Consider the following 14,502-nt stretch of genomic DNA (forward strand, 5'->3'; position numbering starts at 1 on the left):
GGCGATGGAATAATGTACATTCCATCGCCTTTTATTGTGGAATTCAATTATTGGTTACGTAGTGCTTCTGCGATCGGATAAGGACCGCTGAGTACTTCGAACACACGAGATTGTGTCGGATGATCAATCAAGTGAACGAACAGTGCTGCCACATCGTCACGAGACACCTTACGATCTTCGTATGAATCGAAATGCTCTTTCGTTTCAACAGTACCTGCTGGGTCATCGTAGCTGAGTGGACCAGGACGGACGATCGTATAGTCGAGTCCGCTTTCTTTTAGGTGAGCGTCTGCTGCTGCTTTCGATTCGAGATATACTTTTAGTTCGCCTTTCGGTTCTTCCGTACCGACTGAACTGAGCATTAGGAAACGATCGATTCCGTTAGCTTTTGCTGCATCGATGACTTTGATCGCACCTTCCTGATCGACGGCGCGTGTCAATTCGTCCGATGCGCCACCAGCACCCGCTGCAAAGATGACGACGTCCGCGTTACTGACGACGCCACTGACATCCTTCGTCAAATCCCCAAGTCTGACTTCAGATGCACCGAGTGCGATCAAATCGTTGATTTGATTTTCTTCCCGTACGACAGCGACGGCTTGGTGATCTCCTTGTTTAGCGATCAATTCGACCATTTTGCGTCCCGTCGTTCCGTTTGCTCCAATGATTAAAATATTCATGCTTATCATCTCCTTCTCCCAATAGCTATACCCCACGTTTTAAAAAAGATAACAAAAAAAGACGCGAAGGATCGCGTCATCGAAAGATATACATAGTGAAACAGTGGATCAACCCGCTTGCTTTTGTTTCTTACTCGACGTCCATGTACCGCGTCGAGGGCTCACAATGAGATTGTTGTATTCGAGCACGTTCAAATCCCGCTGTACGGTTCTTGAAGTGATGCCAAACTCTTCAACCAACTCTGCTGTCGTAGTAGCTCCGTTCTCTTGGATGTAGAGATAAATCGATTTAATCCGGGTCAACATACGGTCTGTAGAATCTTTCATTGGTATAACCACTCCCCCAATGGATAGAATAGTGTTCTAAAGCTTCGGGTGACAAAAGACAATGCAATATCCAGTTGTTTCGCCTTTAGTATAACGTTTTGATATTAAAATGCAAGTAATTTAACCGAACGTTTTCATGAAAAACATATTCAAATGGTTTGTAAAGTCGATGATTAGGGTTTTATTTCGGGTTAACGTTCGTAATTTCGACAAATAAAAAAGAAAACAGAATTTGGATGTTCGTATCTGAACGAATATTCGCTATACTAGGAAGGTGTATAGGAAACGAATCCAAAACCCGTAATGAAGGAGCGAAATCAGATGGTGAATTGGAAAGAGGAAGTACTCGCACGTCGCGAGGACTTATTAGAAGATTTAAAAGAATTATTACGGATTCCGAGTGTACTCGACGAATCCACGATCGAAGAGGGCGCGCCGTTTGGTCATGAAGTCAAACGTGCCCTCGATTGGATGCTCGCGACAGGGGAACGCGATGGGTTCACGTCAAAAAATGTCGATGGGTATGCAGGACATTTGGAGTATGGTCAAGGGGAAGAGTTACTCGGTATTCTTTGTCACTTAGACGTCGTACCAGCTGGTGGCGATCACTGGACATACGGTCCATTCAACCCGACGCTTGTAGATGGAAAACTGTATGCACGTGGAGCAATTGATGATAAAGGACCGACGATGGCAGCTTATTACGCTTTGAAAATCGTCAAAGAACTTGGCTTACCACTCTCGAAGCGCATCCGTCTGATTGCAGGAGGGGATGAGGAGAGTGAATGGCGTTGTGTCAATCATTACTTCAAACATGAAGAAATGCCAACACTCGGTTTTGCACCAGATGCCGACTTCCCGATCATCAATGCGGAAAAAGGACTCTATGATGGGTTATTGATTCAAGGTAAACCAGCGCAAGCATCTGATACAGGCTACCATCTCGTTCGTTTTGAAGGTGGCGAACGTCCGAACATGGTTCCAGGTCATGCCCAAGCGCTTCTTCGTGTCGTCGAAGTAGGAACGCTTGAGACGGATTTCCATGCTTATCTTGAAGAACAAGGTTTGACGGGAACAGTCAAGCAAGAAACGGAAGGTCTCGTCCTTGATGTCAATGGTGTCGCAGCCCATGCGATGGAGCCGGACAATGGTAAAAATGCGGCCTTACATTTGGCGCGTTTCCTCAATACGCTTCATTTGGATTATAACGGTCGTCGTTACATTCAACTCGTGACGCATATGTTCCGGGATTCTCGCGGTGTAGCGATCGGTGTCGCTGCTTCAGACGAGACAGGTGACTTAACGATCAATGGCGGTGTATTCCGTTACGCTGAAGAGCAAGGAACGGCATCGATCAATATCCGTTACCCGTATACAGCAGACTTCACGGAACGTCTGCAAATCATTAAGGAGGCCGCGGCAGGATATGGTTTTGAATTGCAGACGCGGACGCATATGACACCGCACCATGTCGATCCAAACCATGAATTGATCAAGACGCTAAGTGCCGTTTATGAGCGCCACACGAACCAATCAGCTGATCTGATAGCAATTGGTGGCGGCACATATGCGCGTTCATTGACGGCGGGAGTTGCTTTTGGTCCAGTCTTCCCGGGTGGTCCTGAAGTTGCCCACCAAGTCGATGAATATGTTGATTTTGATGAACTATTGCTTGCTGTCGCGATCTATGCAGAAGCGATTTATGAGCTCGCAAAATAATGATTGATGATCCCCGCATCGTAAAGATGGGGGGATTGCTTCTTGAAAGGAAGTTCCGTGTGAAAAATCGTCAAACCTATCATTTCCAAGCCTTATATTTCTTTATTTTCTTTGGGCAAGGAGCACTCATTCCGTATCTCGCACTTTATTTCTCAAACGACGCGTTCGGACTGTCGGCTTCAGAGATTGGAACAATCGTTGCGATTGGACCGATTCTCTCCATTTTCCTACAACCTGTCTGGGGAATCGCGGCGGATCGACTCGGGAAACCGAAACGACTCTTACTCGTCGCGATGCTTGCTGCCGGTATTTTTACACTCAGTTACTTACTGACGTCTGCTTATCTGCTTTTATTGTTGATTTCTTGTGTCTGGGCGTTGTTCCAGTGTGCGCATATTCCGCTCGTGGATACATTAGCGATTGAGTACACGCGAAAGCGTAAAGTGGATTACGGCGCTTTACGTCTTTTCGGCTCAGCAGGGTTCGCTTTAGCTGTTTTCATTCTTGGGCAAATCACTGAGGGTGGCGGACTAAATCTGATTTTTTATGCAACCGGTGCAGCATGGGTTCTCGGTTTCCTTGTGCTGATCGGTATTGAAGAGACGGGCAGCGTCCATGTTTCACATCAGCAACCCGTACCGTTAAAACAGCTCTTTTCGAATCGACGCTTCCTGTTGTTCCTAGCAGGGGGGAGTTTGATCTTCGGACCCATCTTCGCCAACAATTATTACTTTGGCAGCTACGTCACGATTCGTGGCGAGACGACGGCACTCGTCGGAACATTATTCTTTGTCGCCGTTCTGTGCGAAATTCCGTTCATGCGCATCGCCACGCGTCTGTTATTACGATTCGGAGCGATTCCGGTTCTTGTATTCGTCTCCTTGTTGTCGGCTGCGCGGACAGCGATGATTGCTTTAGAACTTCCAATCGTCATGCTTTGGGTATTATCTGCGATGCAAGGTATGATCGTAGGTCTATTGATCCCTGTCGCCTTAGATTATGTCCGATCGCTCGTTCCAGAGACGATGGTCGCAACAGCCGTCAGTACATATATGGCAACGACGACGGGACTCGCGACCGCGTTGTTTAATCTGATGAGTGGTTTTGTACTCGAGAAGAGTACAATCTATATCGTCTTTTGGGTATATACAAGTAGTAGTATCCTAGGCGCGATTCTGTATGGTATCAGTGGTCGTATGAAGGAGTGAACGCGACGATGAGACAAGAACGACACTTTTTCATTGCCTTGCCGATCCCTTCTAAAGATTTAGCGAATCTTGCTGAACGGTTATCGCTACCTGAGTACTTTCGTAACGTCTATACGTTAGAAGAGTATCATCTAACACTTCGTTTTTTCGGTCCATTGGAGGAAAAAGAACAGCAGTCGTGGAAACAGCAGTTACAGCAGATCGCGCGTACGATGGAACCCTTCGTGCTACGATTCGATCGTTTGATCACGTTTGGTCGGGATGAACGACCACGCGTCTTAGGGTTCGGAACGGAATCGGAGGAATTGTTTCAATTAGTGAAACAGATTGATCCGAATTCGACCAGACCATTCGTACCGCATGTCACGATCGCGAAAAAATGGCGTACTGAGGCAGCTGAATGGGAGACGAGTCCGATGCAATTGGTAGAGTGGACTGTTCGTGAGCTCGTTATATTTGAAGTACGACCAGAGGTTTCACCGCGGTATGAGCCGGTTTACCGGATTCATCTAGGTGAAGAGGAATGAGGTGATCCCCATCGCAATTTTGATGAAACTATATGATTTAGATAGTCGATTTGAAAAAAATCCGCTAGAGATGACGAAACGATTCGGTGAACACCAGGCACTTGATTATGCCCATGTCTACCGCAGATGGGAGGCAGGAGAGTTGTTTCCAGGGGAGACGCTCATCCGTCCGAAGAAGTGGTGGCAAGTGATGAAAAAAAGTGAAGTCATTCAACTTCCGGGTAAACAATTATCTCGAAGAGCGTTTGATAAATGGTACAAAAAACGTCTCGAGTTACAAAAACTCTTGAACGTCACTGGCGGAGCAGGAGAGGAGGACATTTGGCGGATTCCATTGAAACGTCATTTAGACTTCTACCAGATGCTGCATCTACTAAATGAACAGTATGCGATGTTTTATCGAGCGGTCATCCAATATCAAGTCGGAGAAGTCGAGTTGAGTCCGTTCGTCGTCGGACCGTCCGCAATCTATATCATGGAATGGCTTGATGGCGACGAAAGTATCTATCATATCCGACGAGATAAGTTATGGCGGGAGCAGCCGTTTAAGGCTTCTGCGAAACAAATTTTGAATCCGAACATCGGTTTAAAGCGGACAGAAGATATTTTACGGGTCGTACTCGGCCGAGATTACGTTTTGCCGATCGAACGAGTCATCCTCGCTCCTTCAGGTTATTTTGATCAAATTCCAAAAGAAACGACGACGACGTATGTCAATAAAGTCGATTTTCCGAACTGGGTACAACGGATGAATGCGAATGCGACACATACAAAGGCATTTCAGATGCGGGTGTGTGAAAAAATCCTAAAAGAGACGGTATCGATTCCGTTTCACATGGCGATTCAAAGTGAGGAACAGTCTCGAATCCAAGAGTAAGGGAGGGAGCGACGGCATTGTCGTTGCGAAAGAGATGACGAATCAAGAAGTAGCGATACCAGTGATCCGGGCGGAGTTCTTATCGTTCCAAAGCATCCGGGTCGAGGTCGAAGGCAATCCGTCAATCCACTGGTCGCTTGAATGTGATGGACAATCACTTGCGATCCAGCAAGTCGAGACACACCGTGAGGGGCAACTGGTAATTTATGAATTGACGGTTCTGGAACCGGTCGAGCTAGAATGTCGATATGAGGTATTTGGAGCAGGACGGTCAATCCGCGTCGTTCCCGACCGGTTAGTCCGGACGGAAGCATTCGAGCGCAAGTACCGTTACGAAGGGAAGCTCGGTGTCTGGGAAGAAGAGGGTGCATTTCACTTTGCTGTTTGGTCACCGGTCGCAGAACGGATCATGTGTGTCGTGTACGATCAAGATGAACGGTTACTCGAAAAGCACGAAATGGAGCGACAAGAGCAAGGTGCCTATCATCTTCAACTGGAACAAGATATCGCAGAGTACTGGTATCGGTATGAAGTGACGACATACCTTGGCACACAAGAGGTCGTCGATCCGTACGCTAGTGCGATATCGGAGAATGGTCGATACGGCGTCATCGTTGACGTCGAACGGACGATGACCAAGTGGTTCCCGAAGCGTGTAGCGCGTCCTCTGTTCGTCAAACCGTCAGACGCTGTCATCTACGAAGCGAATATCCGTGATTTCACGATCGATCACTCAGCTGGTTCAAGTCATCCGGGTCAATACGCAGGGATGACGGAACGAGGAACGCGCTCTCCTCGAGGTCATGCGACGGGACTTGATTATCTCCTGGATCTCGGGATCACCCATCTGCAATTGCTACCAGTTCACTTTTTTGAGACGACCGATGAACGGACACGGTCTCCATATAACTGGGGATACGACCCAATGCTTTGGTTCGGGCTAGCTGGGAGTTATGCGAGTTCGGTTGAACCACTCGTTCGCGTCAGAGAATACGCGGAAATGGTAGAGCGACTCCATGAAGCAGGCATTCGTGTCACATTCGATGTCGTCATGAATCACGTCTTCATTCGAGAACGCTCCTCTCTCGAACAGCTTGTCCCTGGTTATTATTTCCGCTACGAAGTAGACGGAACACTATCGAACGGAACAGGTGTCGGAAATGATACCGCATCTGAGCGATTCATGATGCGCCGCCTGATCGTTGACTGTTTGACGTACTTTGCTCGAGTCTACCGGATTGATGCCTTTCGATTTGATTTGATGGGGATCCATGACATTGAGACGATGAATGATGTTCGTGCGGCGCTCGATGCGATTGATCCAACGATTCTGGTGTATGGAGAAGGATGGGATCTTGCGACAGCGTTACCGGAACGATTAAAGGCGATGAGTGCCTCCGCTGCGCAAATGCCGCGGATCGCCCATTTTAATGATGTGTTCCGTGACGCGTTAAAAGGATCGACGTTCAGTGAATTCGACCGAGGATTCGTTGCGGGAGATGGCTGGAAGGAAGGGGAGGTCCGAAACGGGATTGCCGGAAGTGTCCATATCGACAATCAAACGTACGGACGTTTTCCGGAACCTACCTATTCCATCAATTACGTCGAGGCGCATGACAATCATACGTTATACGATAAATTAAAGTTATCTTGTCCAGAGGCAGATGAACAGCAATTATTGCGGATGAGTCGCTTAGCTCAGACGATTGCCTTGTTTGCGCAAGGGATTCCGTTTCTTCACGCAGGTCAAGAGTTCTTGCGCACGAAACAAGGTGTTGAAAACAGCTATAACGCATCAGACGAGATCAATCGAATGGACTGGGAACGGCGGGATGATCATCTGTCCCTTGTCACATACATCAAGACGATTTTGCAGATTCGCAGAATGCATGGCGGATTCCGGTTGCACCGAGCGAATCAGATTCGCGAGTTGCTTCATTTCATCGACTTACGTCCGGGTGTCATTGCTTATGAACTTGGAGCGGTCCACTCGTATGATGCATGGCAACGCACGCTCATCGTTTACAATACGACGCGCGAAATCGTTGAAGTCTCACTTGATCATTCGCGCTGGAATGTGCATGTACAAGGGGATGAGGCCTCGGTCGACCCGCTTCTGAAAGGTGTCGACAGGATTCAGGTCCTTCCGTTGTCAACGACGATCGCAACGTGTTAAGATAAGCATTGTGCCTTAGGCAAATCTACTAAAAAAGTTGAGCGGATTATAATGGAATTAGATATTTTAGATGCGCTTGGCGAAGGCTGGACCCTTACGCCAGCAGGTGGAATCACAGGAGAAGCGTATATCGCTTCAACCGGACAATCGAAGTTGTTCTTAAAACGAAATTCATCGCCGTTTTTGGCGATTTTATCTGCAGACGGAATCGTTCCGAAGTTATTATGGACGAAACGGATTTATAGTGGGGACGTCATCAGCGCCCAACAGTTCATTGAAGGGGACGAGTTGGAGCCCGAAATGATGGAACGTCCTGAAGTAGCACGTTTGCTTGGGAAAATCCATGATTCGAAGGAATTACTGTTCATGCTACAACAGCTTGACCAGCGCCCGATCGAACCTGATGAGTTATTGCGACAATGTCGTTTGTACTTTCAACCGGATGATTTAGAGGATCCGGAGCTCGTGGAACATGCGATGGTTTACCTCGAACAAAATCTGGAGCAGGTCAGAACGGATGAGCAGGTCGTTTGTCATTCAGATTTGAACCATAATAACTGGTTAACGGGAGCAGACGGTCAACTCTATCTGAACGATTGGGATGATGCGATCATTGCTGACCGTGCGTACGATCTTGGAATGATGTTATATAGTTATGTCGACGAAGCGGCTTGGCCAGAATGGTTCGAACATTATGGACATCCTTTGACGATTGATTTGAAGCGACGCATGCACTGGTATGTCGTAGCGCAAGCAGTATTGTCACTCTACTGGTATGAAGATACGCGTCATCCGGATGTCGACGACAGTTATCATTTTCTTGAACAGCTACTTGAATACTCAAACGACTAAAAAGCGTGTCATTCCGAAAGGGAACGACACGCTTTTTTGCTTAACCTTCTGCGATTTTAATCTCTTTTTCAATATCGTGACTTTCGAGATCTGCCGATCGATAAGCCGCTGTCGTCGGTAGACGTAAATCAAGTTGCGGCTTTTCTTCGAATGTGACGGTGACGTTCTTAACTGTGTAGTCAAAGACGTGACCACCACCTTCGCGGGCAGCATCGATGAAATGAAGGTGATATCCTGCGACGGCGATACCGTGACCAAATCGTGGTGTATAGTATCCGGCAAGCGTTCCTTCCGTGTGCTCGAACGTACGAGCGCTTTGAGAAGCGACAGCTTCCGTGATTGGAACGAATGGTTTTTCCTGGCGTGCGACGGTTCGTGTCTGAACCTCCGTGAATGTTCCTTCAATCCGGATAGCATAAAAGCTATTGGTCGTTGGGAGTTGTTCGTTCAGCCAGCGCTCAAACGTCGCTTTTGACATCTCTTCCGTCACGGTCAGGGTTTGTTCCGGCTCGAAACGGGTTAATGTCGCGAAAGGCGTCGTCGTCTCAGGTTGGAGCGGTCGAGCGCTACCATCTGAGCGGAGTTGATAGAATTGACCATCAAATCCAATCATCTCACCGTCTAAGTGGTCAAACGTTCCGATACCGAAATCACGTTGATCAAGGACGGAAGCGTACGTGACTTCACTCTCAAATACGCCGTCAAGTAGTGCCATCATCGTTGAAATCTGGACGAGTGTTTTATCGTGTGCCATGTGAATCCTCCTTAGTTCAATTGATCGAGATGAACTTGTTCTCCGAGCGCGATGTTGTCACGGTAATCGATCGGCACATCGACGATGACGGGACCGTCTGTCGCGAGTGCTTCATCCATGATTGCTGCGAGTTCCGAAGGATGATTGACGCGCAGTCCTTTTGCTCCGAAGCTTTCCGCATATTTGACGAGATCGACGTCACCAAATGACGTACCGGATTTCCGTTTGTATTTCATCTCTTGTTGGAACGCGACCATATCGAATCCGCTGTCGCGCCAGACGAAGTGGACGAGTGGTGAGTTCAAACGGACAGCTGTCTCAAGTTCCATTGCAGAGAAGAGGAATCCGCCGTCACCTGAAATCGAGACAGCTTTCTTTCCGGGACGAACGAGTGTAGCTGCGATTGCCCATGGAAGTGCGACGCCGAGCGTTTGCATCCCGTTACTAAAGAGGAGGTGGCGCGGTTCGTACGAACGGAAGTGACGTGCCATCCAAATATAGTGTGAGCCGACATCGACCGTGACGGTGACATCGTCCGCAATTTTTTCACGCAACGTCTTCATGAAATAAAGTGGATGCGTCAATGGAGAATCCGCGACAGGAGGAACATCGCGATCGACAAGACGTTGATGCAATCCTTCAAGGAACTGAACAGAGCTTTCAGGTAATGTGAGTGGTCGTAGGCGTTCAGCGATCGCATCGACGGTTTTCGCCATATCACCGACAAGCTCATGATCTGGACGATAGAAATGATCGATTTCAGCACGCATTTGATCGATGTGAACAAGCGTCCGGTCGTGCGTTGGTTGGTTCCAGAATTTCGGGTCATAACCGATTGGGTCATAACCGATCGAGAGGACGAGATCCGCTTCTGCAAGTAACGCATCTCCCGGCTGATTGCGGAACAATCCAACACGTCCGTAGAAATTCGATTCAAGCTCACGTGATAATGTGCCGGCTGCTTGGAATGTCTGAACGACAGGAATCGAGACGTTTTTGAGTAACGAACGAATCGCGTGTACGACGTCTGGCTGACTCGCGCGCATACCGAGTAACAAGACAGGGAGTTTTGCCTCTTGAATCAGACGGGCTGTTTCATCGACCCATGCTTCTGGTGCAACGCCGAGCTTTGGTGCTTCAACCGCACGGAACGCCGTGACGTTCGCTTCGCTTAACCCAACGTCTTGTGGGATACTGACGAAAGCAGCTCCAGCTGTCGTTTCAGCTGTTCGGAAAGCATTCGATAATACTTCTGGAATGTTATCGGCATCTTGCACTTCAGCACTAAAGTTCGTAATCGGTGTAAAGAGTGCCTGATTGTCCATGGACTGATGTGTTCGTTTTAAACGATCGGCCCGCGTGACAGCTCCGGCAATTGCGACAACAGGGTCACCTTCAGAGTTCGCCGTCACAAGACCAGTCGCTAAATTTGATGCCCCAGGACCAGATGTCACAAGGACAACACCCGGTTTGTCCGTCAAGCGTCCGATGGCTTGAGCCATGAAGGCAGCATTTTGTTCGTGGCGTGCAACAATGAGTTCAGGTCCCCGGTCCTGTAACACATTGAAGACGGAATCGATTTTGGCGCCGGGAATACCGAAGATGTAATCAACACCCTGCTCGATGAGTGAATCGACGACGAGATCCGCACCTGTTTTCTTCTGTGCTAGTTCTTTTGAATCACTGTTTTTATTTTCGTTCATTACAATTCTCCTTTTTACCAACGTTTTTGGTGTTCGATAGCTGTAATAAAGTATCTGTTTCAAAAAAAGTATACATCTGTTTCATGGTAAAACCAACCTAAAATCATTTAGAAAATAAAAAAAGTACCTTGTGTATGATTACACAAGGTACAGAGATTGCCCTTATTCGACGTCGACTTTTCCGAAAGTCGCCCAGACGAACAAAGCAGTGATTCCCAAGACGAGAACGATGGGAGATGCCCAACTAATCAAGAAATCATCCACAGTATAGCCCTCCTTTTCGGTTCTTACGTACCTTAAGTGTATTAGAATGCTCACTATTTCTCAAGTGACGAACTGCTGAACATTCTTCGACAGGAAACGAAGAAGTTCTTATATAATTACCCGAATCATGATAAACTTATCTGCGGATAATTTAAGTTTGGAAAGGATGAACGATAGTGCGTTTACGACATAAACCATGGGCGCAGGATTATATGAAGGAACAATCCTCGATCTATATAGCAGAACCAGCATCTCTTAAAGGAGCATGGGCTAGCGAGTTCAAGAATGATAACCCGATCTACATCGAAGTGGGATCAGGGAAAGGAGCTTTCATTACCGGAATGGCGCACCAACACCCGGATATCAACTTCATCGCGATCGAACTATTCGAAAGCGTTGCCGTGACGATCGTTCAAAAATTGGTCGAAACACCACAATCGAACGTTCGCGTCTTGACGGTCGATGCAAAAGACCTACGTGATTACTTTGAAAAAGGTGAAGTGTCCCGCGTGTACTTGAACTTCTCTGATCCATGGCCAAAGACACGTCATGCGAAACGCCGCTTGACGTATAAAACATTCCTCTCGACATATGAAGATATTTTACCGGCGAAAGGTCAAATTCACTTCAAGACAGATAATCGGAAGTTGTTCGAATCGAGTTTGATGACGATGTCAGCATACGGTATGCGCTTCGACTGGATGTCGCTTGATTTACATGCGAATGAACCGGAAGATAACGTCCGGACAGAGTACGAAGAGCGTTTTTCATCAATGGGTCAACCGATTTATCGGATGGAAGCAACGTACCAAAATTAATTTAGACAAAAAGTTTTCTTATTTTCCTGGTATTTCTTTCACACTTTTTTCTTATTAATTGGTACAATGTTGTTGACTGAAGAACTTGTACTTATAGGTAAAGGGGGAATTTGGGGATGTGGCAGAAAAGCTTAGCCTTCGTAACGGCGCTCTTTCTCGCATTAAGTATCGGTCAATCGGTACTTGCTGCGGTTGATACCTCAGAAATGACGAAAGCATTAAATGAGGAATTACCAACGACGCATTACGATTATAAAAAAGGTTCGGTCGAAATCGAGGATCCGAAGACGTTCACGAATGAAAAAGGAGAAGAAGTCATCGGCGGAATCGCTGTCATCGAGACAGTCCGTGACGGCATCTTCATCACGATCAAACGTGAAATCCACTTCTTCAATGCCGATAGCGGTAAATTGTTGACGAGTGCCGATGCTGCAAAAGTTGATGGCGTAAAAGAATACATCGACGGTAACTCGGATAATCTTCAACAAAAAGTCGTCTACTGGTTACCGATGCTCTTGATGTTGTTGATCATCGCTGTACCAGCGGTCATCTTATACATCGTTGTTCCACGTCTATACTCGACGACGGAATACATGAACCCGATCTACGAACGCAACGACAACCCGCGTTAATTAAGAAAAAAAGCCTCTATCCAATCGGATAGAGGCTTTTTTCATGCAAGCAACACGAAGATGAAAGCAAGTATGGCAGGCAAGCCTTGTTTGAGTAAAATGGAGCGATTGGCAGTCACGGCGCCATAAAGCGCAGCGATAATGACACATGCTAAAAAGAACAATTGAACAGCCACATCCTGACGAATCAGACCAAATACTAGTCCGGCTGCTAAAAATCCATTATATAAGCCTTGATTCGCAAAAAGTGTCCGAATTTGTTGTGATGCAACAGCTTCGTCCGTTAAACCGAACGTTCGACGAGCCGCTTTGGAAGAAAGAAAGAACATTTCAAGTGCTAAAATATAAAAGTGTTCCAAAGCAACGAGGATAACGAACAGCGTAGCAAGAATCGACATGAATCATACCTCCTTCAGATGAACGTGGAAAAAAGACCGTACTTCGTCGATCGAAGCACGGTCTTTTGATTAAGCGTATTCGAGTAAAGCGCCAGTTTCGGCATCAACTGTGAATTGATACGTTTTTTCGTCATCACCTTCAAGGACCGAGATGCCACCTTTGTAGCTTTGGTAGTCACGTGACTCATATGCGTAAGCCTCTGGTGTTGCAGAGATCCATGCACCTTGGACACGTCCTTTTGCTGAAAATGTGCGTTTCGTGATTTCGAGCGCTTCCTCGGCAGAAAGTTGTTTGTTATCAACGGCTTTCTTCACTGCGAAAGCGGCGACGACAGCTGCTGCCAATCCGATAATCCAATAGCGTTTTTTCATTAAAATTCCCCTCCTTACAGGTTCTATTCCTACTGTACCAAATAATTCGTTCAGAGAGAAACAAAAGGTTAAGTGATAGAAGCAATTTTTTGTATAATGAGAAGCAGGAGGCGATACATATGAATGAAAAAACGAGAGAGTTATTTCGAACACTGACGGAATTGAACGGGGCACCGGGGTTTGAGCACGACGTTCGTCAGTTCGTTCGCGAGCGCATCACACCTGTCACGGATGAGATCGTTACGGATGGGCTTGGTTCGATTTTTGGAAAACGAACAGGCGATGCGACAGGGCCGAAAGTCATGGTTGCCGGGCACATGGACGAAGTGGCATTCATGGTGACGCAAATCACGAAGAACGGAATGTTGCGGATTCAACCGCTCGGTGGCTGGTGGAGCCAAGTGTTGCTTGCGCAACGCTTCTCGATCTGTACGGACAACGGTGTCATCCCTGGTGTCATCGCATCGATTCCACCACACTTATTGACAGAAGAAGTGCGCAATAAGCCAATGGCGATCAAAGACATGTTCATCGATATCGGTGCAGACTCAAAAGAAGAGGCAGAATCGTTTGGAGTACGTCCAGGTATTCCTGCCGTACCATTCTTCCCGTTCACACCGATGGCGAATCCGAAGAAGATCATGGCGAAAGCATGGGATAACCGCTATGGTGTCGGAATGGCGATTGAATTGTTGGAAGAGACGACAGCGGCGGATCATCCGAACATTTTGTTCTCGGGTGCAACGGTTCAAGAAGAAGTTGGATTGCGCGGTGCACAAACAGCGACGGCACTCATCGATCCCGACGTCGCGTTCGTCGTCGACGCTTCTCCTGCCAATGATGCATCAGGAGACAAAACGGAATTCGGTCAACTCGGACAAGGACCATTGCTTCGAATTAAAGACAGTGTCATGATCCTCTCAAAAGAGATGACGGATTACGTCCTCGATACGGCAGAATCGAACAAGATTCCGTACCAATATTATGTCGGTGCAGGTGGAACCGATGGTGGTGTCATCCATCGTTCGAATAATGGGATTCCAACGACAGTCGTTGGTTTACCAGCACGCTACATCCATACGCATGCATCGATCATGCATACAGATGATTATGATGCGGCGAAGGAATTGCTTCGGAAACTCGTCACGAACCTCGATACGACGACACTCGCGACGCTACAAGTCAAGTGAATGAC

Annotated in this window: 16 protein-coding genes; 9 read left to right on the top strand and 7 right to left on the bottom strand. The window is 47.3% G+C overall.

Annotated elements, in window-relative coordinates:
* Positions 1-47: 47 nt before the first annotated feature.
* Both AYO36_RS02855 and AYO36_RS02860 read right to left on the bottom strand, forming a co-directional pair.
* Positions 48-680: an SDR family oxidoreductase gene (locus AYO36_RS02855; protein ID WP_064299483.1), complete on the bottom strand. Its 633-nt coding sequence runs from the start codon at positions 678-680 to the stop codon at positions 48-50.
* 108 nt (positions 681-788) lie between these two features.
* Complete coding sequence (locus AYO36_RS02860; RefSeq protein WP_023469095.1) at positions 789-1,007, bottom strand: DeoR family transcriptional regulator; 219 nt, start codon at positions 1,005-1,007, stop codon at positions 789-791.
* 321 nt (positions 1,008-1,328) lie between these two features.
* Here AYO36_RS02860 and pepV point away from each other — a divergent pair, with 321 nt between their 5' ends.
* From pepV to AYO36_RS02890, 6 genes are read left to right on the top strand one after another with little or no spacing between them, the layout of a single operon-like run.
* Positions 1,329-2,726 (top strand): dipeptidase PepV, encoded by a 1,398-nt coding sequence (gene pepV, locus AYO36_RS02865; RefSeq protein ID WP_064299484.1) that lies wholly within the window; start codon positions 1,329-1,331, stop codon positions 2,724-2,726.
* 59 nt (positions 2,727-2,785) lie between these two features.
* A complete protein-coding gene (locus AYO36_RS02870; RefSeq protein WP_064299485.1) occupies positions 2,786-3,934 on the top strand; it encodes an MFS transporter in 1,149 nt (382 codons plus the stop codon).
* An 8-nt stretch (positions 3,935-3,942) separates the two neighbouring features.
* Positions 3,943-4,461 carry an RNA 2',3'-cyclic phosphodiesterase gene (thpR, locus tag AYO36_RS02875; RefSeq protein WP_064299486.1) on the top strand — a complete coding sequence of 173 codons (519 nt, stop codon included), beginning with the start codon at positions 3,943-3,945 and terminating at the stop codon, positions 4,459-4,461.
* A gap of 1 nt (position 4,462) precedes the next feature.
* Positions 4,463-5,338, top strand: a complete 876-nt coding sequence (locus tag AYO36_RS02880; RefSeq protein WP_231884639.1) for a hypothetical protein — start codon at positions 4,463-4,465, stop codon at positions 5,336-5,338.
* The gene (gene pulA, locus AYO36_RS02885; RefSeq protein WP_231884640.1) at positions 5,310-7,514 is read left to right on the top strand and encodes a type I pullulanase; all 2,205 of its coding nucleotides are present in this window, start codon (positions 5,310-5,312) and stop codon (positions 7,512-7,514) included. The genes AYO36_RS02880 and pulA overlap by 29 nt, the downstream gene beginning before the upstream one ends.
* A 51-nt stretch (positions 7,515-7,565) precedes the next feature.
* Positions 7,566-8,366: a phosphotransferase family protein gene (locus AYO36_RS02890; protein ID WP_064299488.1), complete on the top strand. Its 801-nt coding sequence runs from the start codon at positions 7,566-7,568 to the stop codon at positions 8,364-8,366.
* 40 nt (positions 8,367-8,406) lie between these two features.
* Here the strand turns inward: AYO36_RS02890 and budA are convergent, their stop codons facing one another.
* The 3 genes from budA to cydS all read right to left on the bottom strand — a co-directional run bounded on the left by budA (position 8,407) and on the right by cydS (position 11,087).
* Entirely contained in the window at positions 8,407-9,120 is a 714-nt protein-coding gene (gene budA, locus AYO36_RS02895; RefSeq protein ID WP_064299489.1) for an acetolactate decarboxylase, read from the bottom strand.
* Between the two features lie 11 nt (positions 9,121-9,131).
* Positions 9,132-10,823 carry an acetolactate synthase AlsS gene (alsS, locus tag AYO36_RS02900; RefSeq protein ID WP_064299490.1) on the bottom strand — a complete coding sequence of 564 codons (1,692 nt, stop codon included), beginning with the start codon at positions 10,821-10,823 and terminating at the stop codon, positions 9,132-9,134.
* A 162-nt stretch (positions 10,824-10,985) separates the two neighbouring features.
* Entirely contained in the window at positions 10,986-11,087 is a 102-nt protein-coding gene (cydS, locus tag AYO36_RS17190; RefSeq protein ID WP_023469087.1) for a cytochrome bd oxidase small subunit CydS family protein, read from the bottom strand.
* A 176-nt stretch (positions 11,088-11,263) separates the two neighbouring features.
* Between cydS and trmB the strand changes: the two genes are divergently transcribed.
* Both trmB and AYO36_RS02910 read left to right on the top strand, forming a co-directional pair.
* Positions 11,264-11,905, top strand: coding sequence for a tRNA (guanosine(46)-N7)-methyltransferase TrmB (gene trmB, locus AYO36_RS02905; RefSeq protein WP_023469086.1), 642 nt, complete (start codon positions 11,264-11,266; stop codon positions 11,903-11,905).
* Positions 11,906-12,021: 116 nt separating this feature from the next.
* The gene (locus tag AYO36_RS02910) at positions 12,022-12,537 is read left to right on the top strand and encodes a hypothetical protein (RefSeq protein WP_058703918.1); all 516 of its coding nucleotides are present in this window, start codon (positions 12,022-12,024) and stop codon (positions 12,535-12,537) included.
* Between the two features lie 41 nt (positions 12,538-12,578).
* Here the strand turns inward: AYO36_RS02910 and AYO36_RS02915 are convergent, their stop codons facing one another.
* Together AYO36_RS02915 and AYO36_RS02920 are read right to left on the bottom strand one after the other, a co-directional pair.
* Entirely contained in the window at positions 12,579-12,935 is a 357-nt protein-coding gene (locus AYO36_RS02915) for a DUF1304 domain-containing protein (RefSeq protein WP_058264707.1), read from the bottom strand.
* 69 nt (positions 12,936-13,004) lie between these two features.
* Positions 13,005-13,307 carry a PepSY domain-containing protein gene (locus AYO36_RS02920; protein WP_012371126.1) on the bottom strand — a complete coding sequence of 101 codons (303 nt, stop codon included), beginning with the start codon at positions 13,305-13,307 and terminating at the stop codon, positions 13,005-13,007.
* A 119-nt stretch (positions 13,308-13,426) separates the two neighbouring features.
* Here AYO36_RS02920 and AYO36_RS02925 point away from each other — a divergent pair, with 119 nt between their 5' ends.
* Entirely contained in the window at positions 13,427-14,497 is a 1,071-nt protein-coding gene (locus AYO36_RS02925) for a M42 family metallopeptidase (RefSeq protein WP_035396484.1), read from the top strand.
* Positions 14,498-14,502: the final 5 nt, after the last annotated feature.

Origin of the sequence: Exiguobacterium sp. KKBO11 (assembly GCF_001644945.1) — a bacterium.
GTDB lineage: Bacteria > Bacillota > Bacilli > Exiguobacteriales > Exiguobacteriaceae > Exiguobacterium_A > Exiguobacterium_A abrahamii.